The organism is Flindersiella endophytica, from assembly GCF_054779015.1.
In genome coordinates, this window is the sequence record NZ_BAAGYY010000008.1 from 24806 (window position 1) to 44430 (window position 19625).

Sequence of the window (19625 nt, forward strand, 5' to 3'; positions counted from 1 at the left end):
CAGACCCCACTTCAGAGTTTGAGTTCGTGGTATTGCGAATGCGCAGCCAGTTTCTTTGCGGTTTCATGACGATCAGATGATGGAACGCAGGTGGCGGCCAGGTTTACCCCTGCCGGCCCTGCCCCTACCGGCCGGCGCGGAGTGCGGTGTAGTCGGCGGCGGTGAGTGGGGCGGATCGGATGGATCCGTCGATCAGTGGGGCGCCGATGATTTCGCCGTTGTGGAGGAGGCGTACCCGGTCTATGTCTGGTTGGGCGGTGGCGGTCAGCACGATCTGGCCGACGGCCAGGATGGTGTCTTCGACGGGGGAGTTGCGCAGCTCGCCGGTGAGCTCGATGGTCGCCTCACCGTTTTCGACGCCCGCCACCGTCAGCAGGAGGTCGTTGGGGACCGCCGTACTCAGCCCGGCGGCCTGCTCGGTCTCGGTCGGGCCGATGAGCAGGGCGGAGATCGCGTCGTGCAGGCGCGTGCGCGGTGAGCCGCCCGGCAACGTGCGCTCGACACCGATCAGCCGGTCCGCGTCGACGAAGAACGTGACGGGGTTGGCCTGTTGCGTCTGTGTCGGTGTGGAGTCGGGCTCGGGGCGACCGGAGGCCAGCAGGCCGTTCGGCACGTTGGTCGGATCGATCACCGTGGGTCGCTCCTGGCTCGGCACACCGCACGCCGCCAGCAGCGCCACCAGCATCAGCAACCCGGCCAGCCCAGCCGGTCCAGCAGCCCCAATCCGCCGCCACCGCCTCACGGACCCGCCTCCGGCAGCGAGATGACGAAGCGGGCGCCCTGCCCGTCCGAACGGTCGGTGCACCACATCGCGCCACCGTGCGCTGCCACCGTCTCGGTCGCGAGCGCGAGACCGAGCCCCGTACCCGTCGCCGACCGGCGAGGGCCCTTGCCCGTCGCGAAGCGTTCGAAGATGCGCTCCCGGTCGGCCGGCGGAACGCCGGCCCCGTTGTCGTCGAAGCAGAGCAGGACCCGCCGGTCCTGGGCCGTGACGGTGATCCGCGCGGTTCCGCCGGCGTGCTGGTCGGCGTTGTCGAGGATGTTCAGGACGACTCGCTTGAGCCGGGCGGCATCGGCCCGGACCAGCGGGAGCTTCGGAGGGCGCGCCAGCAGCTCAGCCGGGCGGCCCGTCTCGGCGAGCGTGTCGGCGACGAGCGCGGCCACAGAGATGTCCTCGACGTCACCGGGGTCCAGGCCGGCCTCCGCACGCGACAGTTCGAGCAGGTTGCGCAGCAGCTTCTGGAACCGGTCGAGCTCGTCGGTGATCAGGTCGAGCGCGTGCCGCGAGCGTTCGGGCAGCTCGTCGCGCCGCTTGTTGAGCACGTCCACGCCGGCCACCAGCGTGGTCAACGGGGACCGCAGCTCGTGGCTGACGTCGGCGGCCAGCCGGGCGTCGCGTTCGATGCGTTGCTGGAGCGTGTCGACCATGCTGTTGAACGAGCCGACGATCGTGGCCAGGTCGGGATCCCGGGTGGCCGGCAGCCGGGTGTCGAGCTGACCGGCCGCGATCCGGGCCGCCGTGCTGGCCACGCCCTCCAGCGGCCGGACGACCGACCGGCTGGCCCACCAGCCCAGCGCGATGCCCGCCGCGGTCGCCAGCAGTGCCCCTGTGGTCAGCGCGGTGCTGAGCACCTGCAGCGTCTCGTCCAGCTGGGCGAGCGACACGACCTCGTAGATCTCGGCGTCCGCTGACGGCAGCGGGATGCCGACGACGAGCACCATGCTGCCGTCTGCGTGGATCCGCTGGTGGACCGCCTGCCCGTCGGCGACCGCTGTGCGGATGGCCACCGGGATCGAGCCCTCGTCGGCGTCCAGCGCGGACGCGAACCACCGACCCTGGGAGTGGATCACGATCGCCGTGGTGGTCGGCGGCGCGAGGTTGGACAGCACGTCCCGGCCGGTAACCCCACTGGTCTGCAGCCGGTCGCGCGTGATCGTGGCATCGGTGTAGACCTGCCGCAGCACCGACCGCTCGCGCTGCGTCATGAGATAGCTGTGCGCCAGGAGATACGCCAGCGCGGCGAACGCCGTCGTCACGATGAGCGCGCCGAGCCCGAACGCCGTGATCACCCGCGCGCGTAGCCCGCGCGGTCGGAAGAGCGCCAGCCAGTTCGTCATCTGCGGTCGAGGCGGTAGCCCAGCCCTCGTACGGTGACGACCATGCCTGGGTTCGACGGGTCGGGCTCGATTTTGGTACGCAGCCGGCGGATGTGTACGTCGACGATCCGCTCGTCGCCGACGTAGCCGTGGTCCCACACCAGCTCGAGCAGCGTACGACGGCTCAGCACCCGGCCCGGCGCGTTGGCCAGCTCGGTGAGCAGGCGGTACTCCGTCAGCGTCAGGTGGATCTCGTCGTCACCCCGGCGAACGGTGCCGGCCGACGGCGACAGCACCAGCGCCGGCGGGTTCGTGGAGTCGAGTACGAGATCGGGCTCGGCGGCCGCCTGGCCGGTGCCCCTGCTCCGGCGGCGCAGGGCGCGCAGCCGAGCGGTGATCTCCTTGATCTGGAACGGCTTGGTGACGTAGTCGTCCGCGCCCGCCTCCAGCCCGGCGACGATGTCGTGGGTGTCGCTGCGGGCGCTGACCACGATGATCGGCAGGTCTGTGGTGCGGCGGACTTCGCGGATGCAGGTGAACCCGTCCATCCCGCCCAGCATGAGGTCGACGATCGCCAGGTCCGGCGGGTCGCGGCGGATCTGCTCGACGGCGGACTCGCCCGAGTCGGCCTCGAAAATCTGGTAGCCCTCGTCCTCCAGGCCGAGCCGGAGCATCGCGCGGATCCGGTCGTCGTCCTCGACGATGAGCAGCCGATCACCCATGGCGTAATGCTGCCAAATCCTCGGCCCGGGCGCCCGGCTACCAGCTCGGCCGGGCGCCATCGTCATGAGATCTCAATGAACGGCGCTGTCCTCAGCTCCGCCGCCCCAGGACCTCACGAAGAGCGGCGGCGAACCCGTCCGGGTCACCGGTCTGGCCGTACTCGCCGCCCAGGAAGCCGCCGTGGTCGCTGGGGAACGCCACGGCCGTCGTGCCGAGCCGCGCGGCGACGGCGTGGGCGCCGCGGTTGGCCAGCTCGCCCTCGGACGCGACGCCCGCGGCGAGCACGATCCGGGTGGATGCCGCCCGCAGCGCGTCGAAGTCGTGCTCGTAGTGGGTGCAGGTGAGCATGTTCAGCCCGAGCAGAGCGTCGTCGCGGGAGCCGTCGTCTTCGGTGGGCAGGCCGAACATCGCGGGGTCCGGAGCCGGCTGCTTGAGGTAGTCCTCGGTGATCTCGCCCTTGTGGGTGACGATCGCGATGAACTTGGCCATGCCGGCGCCCATGCCGTCGCGCTGGTACGTCTCGGCGATGTCCTTGTTCGCGGCCAGGGCGTACTCGCGGTCCGGCAGTGCCTGCGCTGCCGGCGGCTCGTGTGCCACCAGTGTGCGGACGTCCTCAGGGTGCTTGGCGACCCAGGCCAGGGCGTTGACGGCGCCGCCGCTGCTGGCGAAGACGTCGACCGGGCCCTTGCCGACCTCCGCGACCAGCCGGTGCAGGTCGTCGGCGTGCTCGTCGGGCGTGTTCTGCTTGGCACCGTCGGTGCGCCGGCTGCGCTCCGTACCGCGCGGGTCGTACGTCACCACGGTGCGGTCGCCGAAGTGCCCGGCCAGCGTGACGAAGCCGGCGGCGCCCATCGGCGAGCCGATCACGAAGAGCACCGGCTCGGTGCTGGCGTCGTTGGCGCGGATGTCATAGGTGAGCGTGGCGCCCGGAACGTCCAAAGTGTGCGTCGTCGGCTCGGTCATCTTGCCTCTCCTGGAGTGCGATCTCGATGTCTCATCCTTCTGACTTTCCAGGGAGCCGGAAATCATCGCGGTTTTCGCTACCGGAGCCAGGGATGTTCGCCGCGGTCCAGGATCGCATCGAAGCGAGCCCGCCGGTCCTCGTTCGGGAAAGCCGCCGGCCGGGCCTCGGGACGGGCGACCGCCTCGAACTCCCGCGGGTCCAGCTCCAGCGGGTCGGTCTCGAGGTCGAACAGCACCGGGTTCCGGCCCGGTCGCTCCAGCACCTTGTGCCGGCCGATCCGCACCATCAGCCCTTCGGACTCCGACTCTGCGACCACCACCTGCCGGTCCCAGCTGCCATCGGCCAGATCGTGCCCGGGCAGGTCGCCGGCGGCGATCCCCAGCGCGGCCAGGGCGGTCGGCACGACGTCGATGCCGGACGTGAGCCGCCGGTCGACGGTGCCGGCGGTGCGCTGTCCGGGCTGTTGTGCCGGCTTGATGATCAGCGGCACGCGGACCAGCGGCTCGTACATCGGGCCGGACTTCAACAGCATGTGATGGAAGCCGAGGTACTCGCCGTGGTCGGACGTGAAGACGATCAGCGTGTTGTCGTACGCCTCCAGCTCGCGCAGCCGCGCGAGCACCCGGCCCAGGTCGAAGTCGAGGTGGGTGATCGTCGCGTAGTAGAGCGCCATCGCCTGCCGCAATGCCGCCTCGGTCAGCGCGGCGTTGTCGAAGTAGCCGCGCGGGACGTCGAAGTCGCTCACGTCCGGCGTCCACCCGGGCAGGATCGACAGGCGCGCCGGGTCGTACCGCTCGTGCCACGGTCGCGGCGGGTCGAACGGATGGTGCGGCTTGACGAAGCTGAGGTACATCAGCTGCCCGCCGCCCGCCCAGCGTCGGTCGAGCCGGCCGATCGCGCGGTCGGCGATCCACGTCGTCGAGTGCCACTCCTCGGGCAGGTCGCTCGGCGCGGCGCCGTAGGACGACCAGTAGTGCTGGTTGGCCCGCGAGCGGTACTCCTGCCGCTGGTCGATCAGGTCGTTGCCGTCGACGAGACCGGCGGCCACCAGGTCGCCGTGGTAGTCGTCGACCAGCGGGCCGTCGCCGTTCTGCTCCGCCAGCAGCATCGTCTCGAACCCGACGTCGAGGTACGTCGGCGTCAGGTGCATCTTGCCGATGGCCGTGGACCGGACGGCCGCGGACCTGGCTCGCTCGGGCAGCGTCGGCAGCCCGGCCGCGAGCGTCTGGTTGTTACCGTGCACTCCGTGCCGGTGCGGCGGCAGCCCGGTCAGCAGGCTGTACCTCGACGGCGTACACAGGGGAGCGGTGCAGAAGCTGTTCGGGAAGTACGTGCCGTCGCCGGCCAGCCCGTCGAGCACCGGCGTCTCGACGTCCGGGTGACCCGCGACGCCGAGACAGTCGGCCCGGAACTGGTCGGCGAGGACGACCAGCACGTTGGTTCCGGTGACGCGACTCATCGCAGGTCGAACGACAGCAGCGTGATCGAGTGCGCCGGGAACTCGTACACCCCCTCGCCGAGGTCGGCCTTGCCTCTGTCGCGCAGGGCCACCCGGTCGGGGGCGTCCATTGTGTTGACCGCGAACACCTCATCGGTGCCGGTGCAGAGCTCGTGCACGGCAGCCTGCGGCAGGCGGTCGTGCCCGTCCAGGGCAAGCCGGGTGCGAACGGACCCCGACCGGTGCCGGTTGATCACCGCAAGCTTGAGTTGACGCCGATCCTCGGTGAGCGTCGCCGAGACGTCCAGCATCGGAACGGTCGCCGGGCGGGTCAGGAAGCCTCCGGAGCCGTCCCGGTGGTCGCCCAGCCGTACGACGCCGGTGCGCGCCGGGCTCTGCACGTTCGCCTCGACCGCGATGCTGCCCGTGTGGTTTCGGTACAGGTCCCACACGTGGTAGGTCGCCGACCGGACCAGGCCGCCAGGCCGGACGGCCAGCAGCCCGTTGGCGTTGACCAGGTTGACGGTGTTGGCCATCGTCACAGGAACCGGCAGGCCGCTGGCCCGGTGCAGCGTGTGGAAGACACCGGCGTAGAACAACGCGTCCGCCAGCGTGCGCGGGCTCCAGCGGTTGACCCGGAACCTGGGCGGAGTCTCTTCCCCGGAAGGGATCTCGCGGCCCACGACGCCACCGTCGCCGGACGGCTGGGGCTCCGGCCAGGCCGTCGGCTCCAGGTGCCGGATGTTCCACTCGTCGAGCGCGATCCCGAGCGGCCGTTCCACGCCCGCCTGCCCGGCGAGGTCGGCGACCTCGTGCGCGTAGTCGTGGATCTCCCGTTCGAAGTAGAGCGACTGAGCCACCACGGCGTCGTAGTCGTCGGTGCTGCCGGAACCCGAGTAGAGATGCGTCGACGCGCCGTAGAGGTGCAGCGAGATGTAGTCGATCCGGTTGCCGACCTGCTCCAGAACGGGCCGGGTCCACTCCTCGCCGGGCTTGCCGACCGCGATGAAGCTCAACTCTGGATCGACCGCCTGCATGAAGTGGGCGTGCTCGCGTGCGTCGGCGGCGTACTGCTCGGCCGGGCGGTGGCCCATCTGCCAGCGCCCGTAGACCTCGTTGCCCAGGCCCCAGTACCGCACGCCGTAAGGCTCGCGGCCGCGCAGCCTGGTGTAGTGCGTGTCGCCGCCGTAGTTGGTGTACTCCACCCACCGGACGGCGTCGTCGACGCTGCGGCAGCTGTGCGCGAGGTACGGTTCGGCGCCGACCTCGGCGCACCAGGCGAGGAACTCGTCGGTGCCGAAGCGGTTGGTCTCCTCCGAGCCCCACGCGAGCTCCAGCCGGCGTGGGCGCTGGTCGCGTGGCCCGATGCCGTCCTCCCAGTAGTACGGAGAGGTGAAGTTGCCGCCTGGCCAGCGAACGATCCCCAGGCCCAGTTGCCGGCAGGCCTCGATCACGTCGCGGCGCAGGCCGTCGCGTGGCCCGGATTCGCTGTGGGACAACGGCGATCCCTCGTCGAAGACGCCACCCTCGATGTTGCCGAAGAACGCCGACTCCAGGAAGTGCCCGTAGATGTTGGGATCGATCCGCCCGATCTCCCGGTCGGTGCGGATGTCAACAACGGCGTCGTTCATCGAGGGCTCCTCGCGGTGTCGTCGAGCTGGCTGAGCGCGGTGTCGTAGGTCTTGGCTCCGACGTCGTACATCGACGTCATCCAGTGGTAGAAGTTGTCGCCGCGCTCACGCAGAATCGTGTACAGGCGCGCCATCAGGTCGTGGCGGACGCCGGCGAACGCCGGGTTGGCGTAGAGGTTCTGGAGCTCGTGCGGATCGGCCCGCAGGTCGTAGAGCTCGTTCCGGTCCGAGGGGTTGACGACGAGCTTGTGCTCGCGGGTCCGGATCATCCGTTGTGGATAAGGGAAGTGGTGGCCGTGGAACTCCGCCACCACGTGGTCCGGCCAGTCCGCCGGACGTTCGTCGCCTGTGAGCGGGAGCAGGCTGCGGCCGTCGTAGTGGTCGGGGACGGGCAGGCCGGCCAGCTCGTGGTAGGTCGGGGTGAGGTCGGTCAGCGAGACGAACGAGTCGTCGACCCTCCCGGCGGGCTGCCCGGGAATCCTTGCCAGCAACGGGATACGGTAGATGTCGTCGTACATCGCCGGGCCCTTGTCGTGCAGGCGATGCGAGGCGGTGAACTCGCCGTGGTCGGCGGTGAAGAACACCGCGGTGTCGTCGGTGAGGCCGAGCTCGTCGAGCGTACGCAGGACGCGACCGACCTGCTCGTCGATCAGCGTCACGTAACCCCAGTACGCCGCGATCAGCTCCCGCCACTGTCCGGCCGAGAGACTGTCGAACGTCCAGTGCTCGGAGTAGTGCCGCTGGACGCTCGGCTTGCCGTCGAACGTCTCCGCGATCGACTCCGGCAGCTTGGCGAGCGCGGGATCGTAGCGGTGGTAGTAGTCCTCGGGCAGGCAGTACGGCAGATGCGGGCCGAACCAGTTGCAGGCCAGGTAGAACGGCCGACCGTCGGCCTCGCCCTGCTCGGCGTACCTGTGGAGCCGTTCGATCGTCCGCTCGGCCAGGTAGTACTCGAACGTCGCCTCGACCGGCTGGACCAGCACGCCGCCGAGGAGGTTGCCGGGCTCGCCGTTCGGGAACGTGCCACGCACCTCCGTACGCAGGCGGTACTCCGGCAGGCCGCGCTCGGCGAGGTAGCGGACGTAGTCCGGGTGCCGCACGGGATTGCCCCAACCGGGGTAGTGCTCGCCCTCGAAGCCGAACTCCGCCGGGCCGTTCAGCTTGCCGACATGCCACTTGCCGATGTGCCCGAGCCGGTAGCCGGCTGCCGCCAGCGGTTCCGAGAACGGCGCGTACTGGCCGTCGAGCTCCTCGCGGTAGCCGACGTTGCGTTCGTAGTTGGCCAGCAGCGTGTGCCGGAACGGCAGGACGCCGGTGAGCAACGTCGCGCGGGACGGCGTGCAGATCGCCGTCGGCGTGTAGCAGTGGTCGAACCGGGTGCCGGAGGCGGCCAGGCCGTCCAGAGCGGGTGTTTCGCACACCTGGTTGCCGTAGCAGCCCAGGGTGTCCAGCCGGTGCTGGTCGGTCATCAGCACGAGGATGTTCGTCACGGAGTGTCTGCCTCGATCTCGTCGGAGTCGTCGGAGTCGTCAGAGTCGGCGGGGTCGGCCGGAGCTGGTGCGGCGCCGGGGTAGCCGGCCAGGAGGGCGGACTCGCGCAGGACGAGCGCGATGCCACCCTGGGCCGCGGCGGCGTCGCCCAGGCTGGCGGCGCGGACGTGCAGGCCCTGGCGTACCTGCCGGTGCGCGTAGGCGTCGATGGCCGCCCGGGCGGGCCCGAGCAGCTCGTCGCCCGCGGCAGCCAGCTCACCGCCAACGACGACGACCTCGGGGTTGACGACGTTGCAGGACGCGGCCAGCACCATGCCGAGCCGCCGGCCCGCTTCGGCGAACACGGCACGTACGCCGGCGTCGCCCGCGCGCAAGCGTTCGAGCACGTGGTCGAGGCGTTTGGCCGCGCACTGCTGGAGGATCGCGGCGATCGAGACGTACCGCTCGAGGCAGCCGCGTCCGCCGCACGAGCAGGCCGGGCCGTCCGGGTCGACGGTGACGTGGCCGAGCTCGCCGGCGCCGCCGGTCGCGCCGGAGTGCAGGTGGCCGCCCAGCACCAGGCCACCGCCGACGCCGTAGGACAGCTTGACGTAGAGGACGTTGGCGAAGCCGGCGCCGGCGCCCCAGATCGCCTCGGCCAGCGCGGCCAGCCGGGTGTTGTTGTCGACGAGCACGGGTACGCCGAAGCGCTCGGCCAGTCCGGCTCGGGCCAGCTCGGCCCGGGTGGACCGGGTGGACCGGGTGGGCCGCCGGCTGGTGGCCGGGCTGGCCGGGCTCGCAGGGGGAGGGCCGGCGGGAGGGGTCGGCACTGGGCCGACCACGCCGGCGCCGATGCCTTCGAGCGCCGTGAGCGAGATCTGCCGGTCGGCGGCGAGCCGGTCGACGAGCTCGATGCCGGCGGCCAGCCGCTCGGCCCACGGCGTTCGTTCGGTGCAACGTGCGCTTGCCGTCGCGACCACCTCGTGCGCGACGTTTGCGACGGCGGCCTCGATCCGCTGGTGGCCGAAGTCGAGGCCGAGCGCGAGCCCACCCGCCGGATTCAGCGCGACGAGCGTCGCCGGCCGCCCGCGGCCCCGGGCCGGTGCGGCCTCGGCGGCCCGCTCGACCACCCGGTCGGTCGCGACCAGGTGCTGGACGATCGCGTAGAGCGTGGCCCGCGAGAGGCCGGTGCGCCGGCCGAGCTCGGCCCTGCTCATCGCGCCATGCGCGCGCAGGGCAGCGAGCAGCCGCTCCTCATGACTCTCCCGGAGCAGCCGCAACACGTTCGACGGTGAGTCGGCCACCGGAGCAGTCTGCGTGAGCGCCGATATTTTTGTCAATGCTCAGGAAAATATCCCGCGCGGCCGCAACCGGTCGTGGCATAGGGGCTTTGGTCCTGGCTTTGAGGACGAGTGACCCCTACGACATTCCGCCGCCAACCCGACATACTTGCGGTCCGGGGCTGCCTCGATCACACCTTGGGGGGTGGGTGGGGATCCCAGGATGCCCGCTGGTTCCGAACGCAGCCCCGACACACTGCTGGCCCGGTGTCGCCTCTCGGCGGCACCGGGCCGGCCGTCTTGTCCGTGCGGCGCAGGAGTTCGCCGGCGACCGGGTGATCGACGTGGCCGCCGGCCTACGACGTCTCCAAGCGCTGAGCCTTCAGTTCCCCGCTGCGTAGAGCGCGCTGACCTCGGCGTCGGTCAGTGCACGGTCGTAGACGTGCACCTGGTCGATCGCGCCGCGCCAGTAGTCGACGGGTCCACCGTTGTACCTGCCGCGGCCGATCACTGTGTGGCCGGCGGACGCCTCGCCGCACCGGTTGGCCGCCGTGCCGGCCGGAGCGCCGTCGACGTACAGCTTGAACTGCCCGGCGGCGGCGTCGCGAACGCCGACCAGGTGGTACCACCGGCCCGGCTCCGGTGCGATCGGCGCGAGCGCGCGCCCGCCGACGAAGCTGAACGCGAACCGGTTGTCCTCGCCGGAGTACTGCAGGAAGAACGCGCTGTTCTGGTCGCCGTCCTGGCTGACGGCGGTCGCGAACCCGCCGAGGCTGTCCAGCCTCACCCACGCGGAGACGCTGTAGTTGCCGGTGGTGTCGAGGATGCCGGCGCCGGTGTCGGCGGACTGCGAGCCGGCGAACTGCAGCGCCGACCCCGACCGTCCGCTGACCCACGCCGGACCGTTCACCAGCGTCGCGTCGTGGTCACCGGCCTGGTCGGCCGCGACCGTACCGCTGCCCTCGTCGAACGGCCAGAAGCCTATGCCCGTAAGGCCTGGCGTACCCGGCGGGAACGTCGGCGGATCGGTCGGCGACGCCGCGATCACGGCCTGGTTGGCCGCGCGTACGTCGGCGACGATCGGCTTGGTGAGCGCGCGGTCGTAGGTCATGAGCCCGTTCAGCTCGGACTCCACGTCGGTGGTCTGGGTGTAGATCGCGGCGCTCAGGCCCTGGCACGACCGCAGTTGCCGCAGCCGGCCGGCCATCGAGACGTACCGGTTGGTGAGTGCGACCGGATCCGGCTCGACGGCGTAGCCCCAGCCGCCGCCGGACCAGGTGTGACCGATCACGGGCATCCCGAGGCCGCCGTACTCGCCGAGCACGGACGCCCTGGTGTCGCTCGGTGCGAACGGTGTGCCGGGCCCCGGGTAGACGTGCGAGTCGATGACGTCGCCGTTGCCGCCGTCGACCGAGCCGCAGCAGTTGACGCCGCTCATGTTGTCGACCAGCCGGGTCGGGTCCCACGCCGTTACGGTGTCGGCGATCCGGGCCTGGTCGTACTGGCCCCAGCTCTCGTTGAACGTCACCCACATCACGATCGACGGGCTGGCCTGATGCTGGTCGACCATCGCGCGCAGCTCGGTCTCGAACTGCTGTCGTTCCTCCGTGTTGCTGGACCCGAACATCGCCGGCATGTCCTGCCACACCAGCAGCCCGAGCCGGTCGGCCCAGTAGTACCAGCGGTCGTTCTCCACCTTGACGTGCTTGCGGACGGCGTTGAAGCCGAGCCGTTTGGTCTGGTCGAGGTCGTACTTCATCGCCTCGTCGGTCGGCGGCGTGTAGATGCCGTCCGGCCAGAATCCCTGGTCGAGCGGGCCGAACTGGAACACCGGCTTGCCGTTCAGCAGCAGTTGCCTGGTGCCGGCGACCGTGCCGATGCCGACCGTTCGCATGCCGAAGTACGAGTCGACCCGGTCGCCGCCTGCCAACGTGACGGTCAGGTCGTAGAGGAACGGCCGGTCCGGCGACCAGAGCTTCGGCCTGGGTACCGGCAGCCGCAGCTCGGTTCCCACCGGGCCGGTGACCCGGCCGACGACGCGGTTGCCGTCCCTGGCGGTCGCGACGGCGAGCTGACCGGCCGTCGCCCCGCCGGCGTTCACCGTCAGGCGGAGCGCCTGGCCCGCGACGTCCGGCGCGGTCGTCAGCCCGGTGATGTGGGCCGGCGCGACCGGCTCCATCCAGACCGACTGCCAGATGCCGGAAACCGTTGTGTAGAAGATGCCTCCGGGGTTGATCCGCTGCTTGCCGACCGCGATCCGGGCGGTGTCGGACGGGTCGTAGACGCCGACGACCAGCTCCTGCGTGGAACCGCGGACGAGGGCGTCGGTGACGTCGACCGAGAACCGGTCGTAGCCGCCCTTGTGTACGGTGACCTGCTTGCCGTTGACGTAGACGGTGGCCTGCCAGTCGACGGCGTCGAAGTGCAGCACGAGCCGTCGGGCGGAGCCGACCTTCCAGGTGCCCGGCACGGAGAACGTGCGGCGGTACCACATGCGGTCCTCGGGCCGCTGCAGTCCGGACAGCGTGGACTCGACGGGATACGGCACGACGATCCGTTCGGCGAGCGTACGCCCGATCGGTGGTGCTTCGCCGGCATCGGCGGCCGCGAACTGCCAGCGCCCGTTGAGGTTTCGCCACTGGTCCCTGACGAGCTGCGGACGCGGGTACTCCTGCCACGGCCGGTTGGGATCCACGTCGCCGGTCCATCGGGTGCCGAGCGTGTAGGTCGAGTCGTTGGTCACGAACGCACGGGTGTACGCCTCGAGCATCGTCCCGTCCGCGTACGCGAGACCGCCCTGGCCGTCGTAGGACGTGCGGATCGTGTTGCCCGCCTTGGCCGGGATCGGATACGTCAACGACAGCAGGAGAACCGAGGGATCGCCGGCGTCCAGGCGCGCGGCCTCGACCGGCCACGCCGTGCCGGCGACCGTGACACCGAGGTGCTGGGGGGCGTTCGCGGGGAGCGGTGCGCGAAGGGGAGCACCGAACCGCAGGCGGGCGCTGTCGCCGGCGGCGCTGAGGCCGGCGACGTAGGGTCCGGGCGGATCGAAGCCGTCGGGGAGAGTGAGCGCGCTCGCCGGCACGATCGCCTTCGGCTGGCTGGCGCTCTGCCAGCGCAGGCGCAGGTTGGAGCCGCCGACGTGCTCGAAGTACTCCACCTTGATGTCGTACTTCTGCCCGGCCCGCAATGCGATCGGCGTGCCGACCTGCTCGACGTCCCAGTTGTCGAGCCAGTTGTCGATGAGCAACTGGCCGTCGACCCAGAGCCGGAACCCGTTGTCGCCGATCATCGAGAACGTGTAGGTCTCGTCGTAGGTCGGCTGGATCCGCCCGGTCCAGCGCACGGTGACGTCGTCGTTTCGTCCGGCCAGCTCGGTGAACACGCCTTCGAGGTCGGCGAACTCGAGGTTCGGATCGGCGACGGTCGCCTTCAGCTCGCCGAAGTCGAACGCGCCGGGCGCACTGCTCAGGTAGTAGTCGCCCCTCAGGCCGGGTCGCTCGGGCGCCGCCGCGGTCGCCTGCCGTACGGAGCTCAGCGGCGCCAGCACGCCGAGCACGACAGTCGCCAGCAGGGTGAGGTAGAGCAGCGTTCTCCGGTTGGCCGCCATCGCAGCTCCCTTCCGTCTAGAAGAGACACGCGCGACGGCCGGATGTCAATCGCCGATGCCGGGCGCGCTGCCGGACTCGATGTACGCCACGGCGTCGGCCAGCACGGCGTCCGGCGGCCGCGCGGAGTCGACGACCAGGTGTCCTTCCGGCGGGCCGAAGGTCTGCCACCGGTGCTCGCCGACGCGTACGGCAGGCGACGGGACGTCGGCTCCGCTGGGGAGCCGGTCGAGATCGGGCATCTGGCTCGGCCGCGGCGTCCGGGTCGTGAGCCGGCGCCGCAGCTCGGCGGAGTCGTCGCAGACGCACTCCACGAACCGGTAGCCCGCCCGATGACGTGCGGCGATCGCGGCACCCCTGGCCGGGATGACGTCGTAGTGCGAAGGGCTGTCGACGATCGCGTTGCGGCCCTGTTCCAGCAGGTCGCCGGCGAGCGCGAACAACACGTTGTATCCCGCCTTGCCCGCGAGGCTCCACGGCACGTCGGCGGCGAGCAGCGCGCTCTTGACGACATCGGTGTCGAGCACGGTGGCGTCGAAGCGCCCGGCCAGGCGGCGAGCCAGGGTGCTCTTGCCCGAGCCGGGCGCTCCGGCGAGCTGGATCAGCAGAAGAGTCACCTGCCCGATCCTGCCCCACCCCACACCGGCGATTATCGGACGGTACGTTCGCGCGCGCAGGTCAACAACGCCCGCGCGACGGCATCGGTCTGTACGAGGAAGTCGGCGCCGGCGCGGGCCATGGCGCCGATCGCCGTTCCCCAGTGCACAGGCTCCACCGGCAGGCCGAGTGCGAACCGCCGCGGATGCGCCCGGCCCGCCGCGTCGACGATGTGGTGAGGGCTTTCGGTCACCTCGAGGCCGCCGGTCTCGACCGGTCCGGCGGGGTCGGCGAGGACGTACGGGCGGCAGACGCCGGTGTCGCGGAGCTGCCTGAGCAGCGGATCGGCCGTGTGGCGCAGGTCTGGCTCGGGCAGGTACGCCTCGACGACCGCGGCCGCGAGCACCGGCGGCCCGTCGACCTGGGGCGAGGAGCCGGCGAACACCGAGCGCTCGCGGTCGGCCGTGATCCGGAAGCCGGGGCCGCCGAACTCCAGCAGTCCCGCGTCGGCGAGCGCGAGCAACTCCTCGATCCGCGTGACGGGAGGCCCGCTGCCCACCGACGCCGCGAAGCCCCGAAACCAGCCGTCGAGATCGTCGACGTGCGAGCGCCCGCGCAGCCCGCCGTGCTCGGCCACGATCCGGACCCGCGACCGGGTGGCGCCGAGCGCGGTCATCGCGTGCTTCATTGGGCTGGCCGAGGCGTGCTTCGCCTGCGCGGCGTCCGTCCGCAGGTGGTCGAGGATCCGCCGGTTCAGCGCGTCCCGGCCGGCGAACGACTCGCCGCCGAGCGGGTGGTCGATCCGTTCGAAGTCGAGCCGTGCCGACGGGTCCGGCACGGCCGCCGCGATCAGCTTGCGCATCGGCTCGCTGTCCCAGTCCAGCCGGGCGAACCGCCGGCGGAAGTCGTCCGAGCTGGTCAGCATCCCGTAGTAGACGTACGCGGTCTCCTTGGCGATCAGGGGCCAGAGGTCGCGCCGGAAGTCGACGGTTCCCGCCCTCGAACGCAGCTGCTCGACCACGGAATCGTCGAAGAACAAGGGCTTGTGGACCGGCGGCATCGCGTCGTACGACCCACGCGCGTGGTACGGCACGCCGCGCCGGGAGCCCGGCACCAGCACCGGTTCGGCGCCGGATGGCTCGTACCGGAGGCCGTCGCCCGCACGGACGAACCGGCCACCGCGGCCGACCGTCAGCAGCGAGACGATGTCGAAGAAGTTCATGCCGAGCCCGCGCAGCAGAACGCGTTCGCCGGCCCGGACGCCCGTGAGGTCGAGGTCGACGGGGTTGCCGGCGCCGACGTAGACCAGCCCGTTCTCCTCGGCGAACCGTGCGAGCTCGACCTGGTCCGGCGTCGGCTCGACCGGTGTGTGCCCGGTCGCGATCACCACGGCGTCGACAACCAGCGTGTCCGGAACGCCTTCCAGGCCGAGGACCTGGCGGCCGTCGGCCGTCTCGGATATCGCAACAGCCCGGTGCGGGTGCACGATCGCGCGTACGCCCGAGGGCAGTTCGTCCAGCACGTGCTGGAACGCCCACGCCAGGTAGTGGCCGTTGAAGCGGCGGGTCGGATGCGACCACGGGAGCATCGCCTCCGCCTCTGCCGCGAGATCCGGATCGGCGTGCCGGTGTGACTTCGCCCACTCATACACCGTCGGCCCGGCCAGGATCGGACCGTCGCAGCGAACGCTCGAGTCGGTGAACACGGTCGCGTGCGCGGCGACGGTGTTCATCAGCAGGTGTCCAGGTTGGCCGGATTGCCATACATGTCCGCCACCAGGCGGGTATGGGTCGACCAGATGGACCTCGAGCGCCCTGCCACCCAGCAGGTCAGGAGCACTGGCTGCGATGCGTTCCAACACCGATACGCCACGCGGTCCAGCGCCCACGATCGCGACCGCCGAACCGGCGTCAACCACCACGTAACTCCCAAACCCGGATGAGTGACAAAAACCCACCCGTATAGTGGGCTTTCGACAGTATGTCTCCAGGAGGAGAGAACACCATGAAGGGCACGCTTATTCGTGCGCTCGGGCTTGGTGCGGCCGCCGCGCTGGCTCTTGCCGCGTGCGGGGGCGTCGACACCGGCACCAGCTCCGACTCGACGTCCGGCGACAAGGGTGACGCCAAGCAGGAGTTGACGGTGACCGCGTTCGCCGGTCCCTGGGGTGAGCTCTTCAAGAAGTCGATAGTCGAGCCGTTCGAGAAGCAGACCGGCGCGAAGGTCAACCTCGTCTACGGCGCCAACGCTGAGTGGCTCACCAAGCTGCGCTCGGCCGGAGGCAAGAACCCGCCGTTCGACGTCATCGCGTTCACGCCCGACGCCTCGCTGCCCGCCGCCAAGGCCCGCTTGCTCGAGCCGCTCGACACCTCGAAGCTCTCGAACTGGAAGCAGATCGACACGGTTCTCGCCGGCAAGTCGAGCTACGACGGCAAGCAGTACGGCGTTCCGCTCACCACCGGCTCGACCGGTCTGCTCTACCGCACGGACAAGGTGAAGACGCCGCCCAAGGACTGGAACGACATCTTCTCCAAGGAATACTGCGGGCACGTCGCGCTGCCGCCGCTGACCTACAACCCCGGCCTGGAGTTCTTCTCGGCACTGGTCGCGCAGAACGGCGGCACGCTGTCCGACCCGGCCGCGGTCGACAAGGCGTTCAAGCAACTGGAGCAGTTGAAGGGCTGCGTCTCGGCCAACCCCGCCAATGCCGGCAACGTCCAGACCGTCATCCAGAACGGTGACGCGTGGATCGTGCCGTTCTGGGACGGCCGCGCGTTCGCGATGGAACAGGCCGGCGATCCGGTCGGCTTCGCCTACCCGAAGTCGGGCCCGGTCGGCGCGCTCACGTCGTACTTCGTCGCGAGTGGCACCTCCAACCCCGAGCTCGCCGACAAGTTCCTCGACGTGCTGGCCGCTGCCAAGAACCAGAAGCCGTTCGCCGAGGGCACGTGGTACGCCGCGGGCAACGACCACATCCAGTACAGCAAGGCGTTCAAGGACCGTATCCAGTACGGCCCCGAGGTCTTCGCGAAGTTCAACTGGGTCGACTACGAAACCGCCACTCCCAGGCTCAACGAGTGGCAGCAGCGCTGGAACCAGATCTTCGGGTGAGCGGCCACGTAGAGATCCAGCACCTGGCCGCGGGCTACGACGGCACGCGCGTCCTCGACTTGGACGAGCTGTCGATCCAGGCGGGCGAATTCGTGTCGATCCTGGGCCCGAGCGGGTGTGGCAAGACGACCTTGCTCAACTGCCTCGCGGGCTTCGTCTCGCCGGAGCGCGGCCGGATCACCCTCGACGGCAACGACGTGACGGAGCTGCCGCCGTACCGTCGCGGGCTCGGCATGGTGTTCCAGAACTACGCGCTGTTTCCGCATCTTTCGGTCGCGGACAACGTGGCGTACGGGCTGCGGGTGCGCAGGACCGGTCGTTCGGAGCGTGCGACGCGAGTGGCCGAGGCGCTGCGGCTGGTCGGACTCGCCGACTTCGCCGACCGGCGGCCGCGGCAGCTGTCGGGTGGGCAGCAGCAACGGGTGGCGATCGCGCGAGCGCTGGCGATCCGGCCTTCGGTGCTGTTGCTGGACGAGCCGCTGTCCAACCTCGACGCCAAGCTGCGCCGCGAGATGCGGGTCGAGCTGCGCTCGCTGCAGCAGCAGGTCGGCACCACGATGGTGTTCGTCACCCACGACCAGGAGGAGGCGCTCGCGCTCTCCGACCGGGTAGCCGTGATGAACGCGGGCCGGGTCGAGCAGCTCGGCGCGCCGGAGGAGGTCTACCGGCGGCCGCGCACCCGGTTCGTCGCCGAGTTCATCGGTGCGGCGAACGTGCTGGAGGACGACGGCGAGCTCGTCGCGGTGCGGCCGGAGCGCATCCGGATCGCTTCGCCTCGAGGTGCTGCCGAGAGCGACTCTTCCAGGCAGGGGGCCGTCAGCTACCGCGCGTTCGCCGGTGACGCCTGGCATGTCGAGGTCGAGCTCGCCGACGGTGGCACGCTCAAGGTCTCCGTGGCCGACGTGGGCGTGGGCGCCGCCGACCCGCCGGAGGTCGGCACCGAGGTCACGCTGAGCTGGGATCCCGCCGACGTCATCGCGCTGGGACCGGCCCAGGAACCGGCCCAGGAACCGGCGCAGGAGTCAGCGCCATGAGCCGGAACGGGCGCCAGGGTGGTCGCCGGAGTGGACGCTGGTCCGGCGCGGCCTACACCGTGCCGCTGGTCGTCTTCCTCGGCCTGCTGTTCCTGGTTCCGCTCGTCCAGTTGCTGCGGCTGAGCTTCCGCCCGGTCGACGCCTACAACGCGGTGCTGCCCGGCTTCACGTTCGGGCAATACACCAGGGTCTTCACCGAGTCCTATTTCTACGGCGCCCTCCTGCACACGCTGGTCACCGCGGTCCTCGTCGCGCTCCTCTGCGTCCTGCTGGCCTATCCGGCGGCGTACTACCTCGCCCACCGCAAGCCCGGCACCGTGCGCACGATCCTGTTCGTCATCGTCATCTCGCCGTTGCTGACCAGCGTGGTCGTCCGTACCTACGGCTGGGTCGTGCTGCTGTCCGGCAACGGTCTGGTCAACCGCGCGATCGTCGCCCTCGGCCTGCGCGACCAGCCGGCCCAGCTGCTGACCAGCTATCCCGCGGTCGTGATCGCCGTGACCCATGTGCTGTTGCCGTTCGCGATCCTGCCGCTCACGACCGCGCTCGGCGGCGTCGACGACAACCTCGGCCGGGCTTCGCAGATCCTCGGCGCCGGACCGGTCCGCACGTTCCTGCGCGTGACCGTCCCGCTCAGCCTGCCCGGTGCCGTCACCGGTGGGCTGATCGTGTTCGCGCTGGCGATGGGCATCTACATCACGCCGCTGCTGGTCGGCGGCGTCACCGAGCCCCTGGCCGGCATTCGCGTCTACGACCAGGTGACGTCCGTCTTCAACTACCCCGTGGCGGCCGCACTGAGTTTCGCCTTGCTGGCTTTGACACTGCTGTCGGTGACCGTGCTCGGCGGCATCTTCCGTTCGTACGAGCGGAGGCTGTATGGCTAAGTGGGTCGGGCCCAAACAGATAGGCACAGTCTCTGCCTGGCTGGTGTTCGCGTTCCTGCTCGCGCCGCTCGTCGTGCTCGTCGTCAGCTCGATCAACCCGCGCGACTCCGTGGCGTTCCCGCCGACCGGCTTCTCGCTGCGGTGGTACGACGCGGTGCTCACCTCGCCCGACTGGCTGGTGTCGTTCCGCCTGTCCGGCCTGCTGGTGCTGCTGGTGACGCCGACGACCGTCGTGATCGGGACGCTGGCGGCGTACGGCCTGGCCCGTGGCCGCTTCCCGGGCCGCGGGCTGCTGCAGGGTCTCGCGCTGTCGCCGTTGATGGTGCCCGAGGTGATCACCGCGCTCGGGTTGCTCTACTACTTCCACGGCCTCGGGCTGATCAACACCGTCACCGGGCTGTGGCTGGCGCATTCGGTCGTGGCGTTGCCGTTCGTCGTACGCGCGGTCATGGTCAGCGCCGCCCAGCTCGACCCCGCGCTCGAACGAGCCGCCGCCAGCCTCGGCGCGCACCGGCTGCGTGTGTTCTGGACGGTCACGCTGCCGCTGCTGCGGCCCGGCATCCTCGCGGGCGCGATGCTGGCCGCGGTGACGTCGCTCGGCGAGGTCGCGGTCAGCGCGCTGGTCGCGGGCGCGAACACCACGACCGTGCCGCTGCGGATCTTCTCGGCTGTGCAGTTCCAGCTCGACCCGTCGATGGCCGCGGTGTCGACGCTGCTGATGGCCGCGAGCGTCGTGGTGATGCTGCTCGCCGACCGCTTCGCGAAGATCTCGGAGGCCCTGTGAGAGAA

General features: G+C 70.4%; 15 protein-coding genes. 4 read left to right on the forward strand and 11 right to left on the reverse strand.

All coding sequences use genetic code 11. The features are described 5' to 3' along the window. Positions 1–124 precede the first annotated feature (124 nt). From ACYVF6_RS05150 to ACYVF6_RS05200, 11 genes are all read right to left on the reverse strand, one after another. Complete coding sequence (locus ACYVF6_RS05150; RefSeq protein ID WP_460516321.1) at positions 125–742, reverse strand: GerMN domain-containing protein; 618 nt, start codon at positions 740–742, stop codon at positions 125–127. Next, positions 739–2118, reverse strand: a complete 1380-nt coding sequence (locus tag ACYVF6_RS05155; RefSeq protein WP_460516324.1) for a sensor histidine kinase — start codon at positions 2116–2118, stop codon at positions 739–741. Before ACYVF6_RS05155 ends, ACYVF6_RS05150 begins: the two co-directional genes overlap by 4 nt. Further along, on the reverse strand, positions 2115–2819 hold the full coding sequence (locus ACYVF6_RS05160; protein ID WP_460516327.1) for a response regulator: 705 nt from the start codon (positions 2817–2819) through the stop codon (positions 2115–2117). Before ACYVF6_RS05160 ends, ACYVF6_RS05155 begins: the two co-directional genes overlap by 4 nt. Before the next feature lie 91 nt (positions 2820–2910). Beyond that, entirely contained in the window at positions 2911–3783 is an 873-nt protein-coding gene (locus ACYVF6_RS05165) for an alpha/beta fold hydrolase (RefSeq protein ID WP_460516330.1), read from the reverse strand. Between the two features lie 77 nt (positions 3784–3860). Further along, entirely contained in the window at positions 3861–5243 is a 1383-nt protein-coding gene (locus ACYVF6_RS05170) for a sulfatase family protein (protein WP_460516332.1), read from the reverse strand. Beyond that, entirely contained in the window at positions 5240–6853 is a 1614-nt protein-coding gene (locus ACYVF6_RS05175) for an alpha-L-arabinofuranosidase C-terminal domain-containing protein (RefSeq protein WP_460516335.1), read from the reverse strand. The genes ACYVF6_RS05170 and ACYVF6_RS05175 overlap by 4 nt, the downstream gene beginning before the upstream one ends. Further along, the gene (locus ACYVF6_RS05180) at positions 6850–8343 is read right to left on the reverse strand and encodes an alkaline phosphatase family protein (protein ID WP_460516338.1); all 1494 of its coding nucleotides are present in this window, start codon (positions 8341–8343) and stop codon (positions 6850–6852) included. Before ACYVF6_RS05180 ends, ACYVF6_RS05175 begins: the two co-directional genes overlap by 4 nt. Continuing rightward, entirely contained in the window at positions 8340–9626 is a 1287-nt protein-coding gene (locus tag ACYVF6_RS05185) for an ROK family transcriptional regulator (protein WP_460516341.1), read from the reverse strand. The genes ACYVF6_RS05180 and ACYVF6_RS05185 overlap by 4 nt, the downstream gene beginning before the upstream one ends. Positions 9627–9984: 358 nt before the next feature. Then, positions 9985–13212 (reverse strand): LamG-like jellyroll fold domain-containing protein, encoded by a 3228-nt coding sequence (locus ACYVF6_RS05190; RefSeq protein WP_460516344.1) that lies wholly within the window; start codon positions 13210–13212, stop codon positions 9985–9987. A 45-nt stretch (positions 13213–13257) separates the two neighbouring features. Beyond that, positions 13258–13827 carry a P-loop nucleotide/nucleoside kinase family protein gene (locus ACYVF6_RS05195; RefSeq protein ID WP_460516347.1) on the reverse strand — a complete coding sequence of 190 codons (570 nt, stop codon included), beginning with the start codon at positions 13825–13827 and terminating at the stop codon, positions 13258–13260. Positions 13828–13859: 32 nt separating this feature from the next. Next, the gene (locus ACYVF6_RS05200; RefSeq protein ID WP_460516350.1) at positions 13860–15764 is read right to left on the reverse strand and encodes an FAD/NAD(P)-binding protein; all 1905 of its coding nucleotides are present in this window, start codon (positions 15762–15764) and stop codon (positions 13860–13862) included. Between the two features lie 47 nt (positions 15765–15811). On the opposite strand from ACYVF6_RS05200, the gene ACYVF6_RS05205 reads away from it, so the two are divergent. From ACYVF6_RS05205 to ACYVF6_RS05220, 4 genes are read left to right on the forward strand one after another with little or no spacing between them, the layout of a single operon-like run. Next, positions 15812–16918, forward strand: a complete 1107-nt coding sequence (locus tag ACYVF6_RS05205; RefSeq protein WP_460516353.1) for an ABC transporter substrate-binding protein — start codon at positions 15812–15814, stop codon at positions 16916–16918. Then, positions 16915–17952: an ABC transporter ATP-binding protein gene (locus ACYVF6_RS05210; protein ID WP_460516356.1), complete on the forward strand. Its 1038-nt coding sequence runs from the start codon at positions 16915–16917 to the stop codon at positions 17950–17952. The genes ACYVF6_RS05205 and ACYVF6_RS05210 overlap by 4 nt, the downstream gene beginning before the upstream one ends. Next, positions 17949–18836 carry an ABC transporter permease gene (locus ACYVF6_RS05215; protein ID WP_460516359.1) on the forward strand — a complete coding sequence of 296 codons (888 nt, stop codon included), beginning with the start codon at positions 17949–17951 and terminating at the stop codon, positions 18834–18836. Before ACYVF6_RS05210 ends, ACYVF6_RS05215 begins: the two co-directional genes overlap by 4 nt. Then, on the forward strand, positions 18829–19620 hold the full coding sequence (locus ACYVF6_RS05220) for an ABC transporter permease (RefSeq protein WP_460516362.1): 792 nt from the start codon (positions 18829–18831) through the stop codon (positions 19618–19620). Before ACYVF6_RS05215 ends, ACYVF6_RS05220 begins: the two co-directional genes overlap by 8 nt. Positions 19621–19625 lie beyond the last annotated feature (5 nt).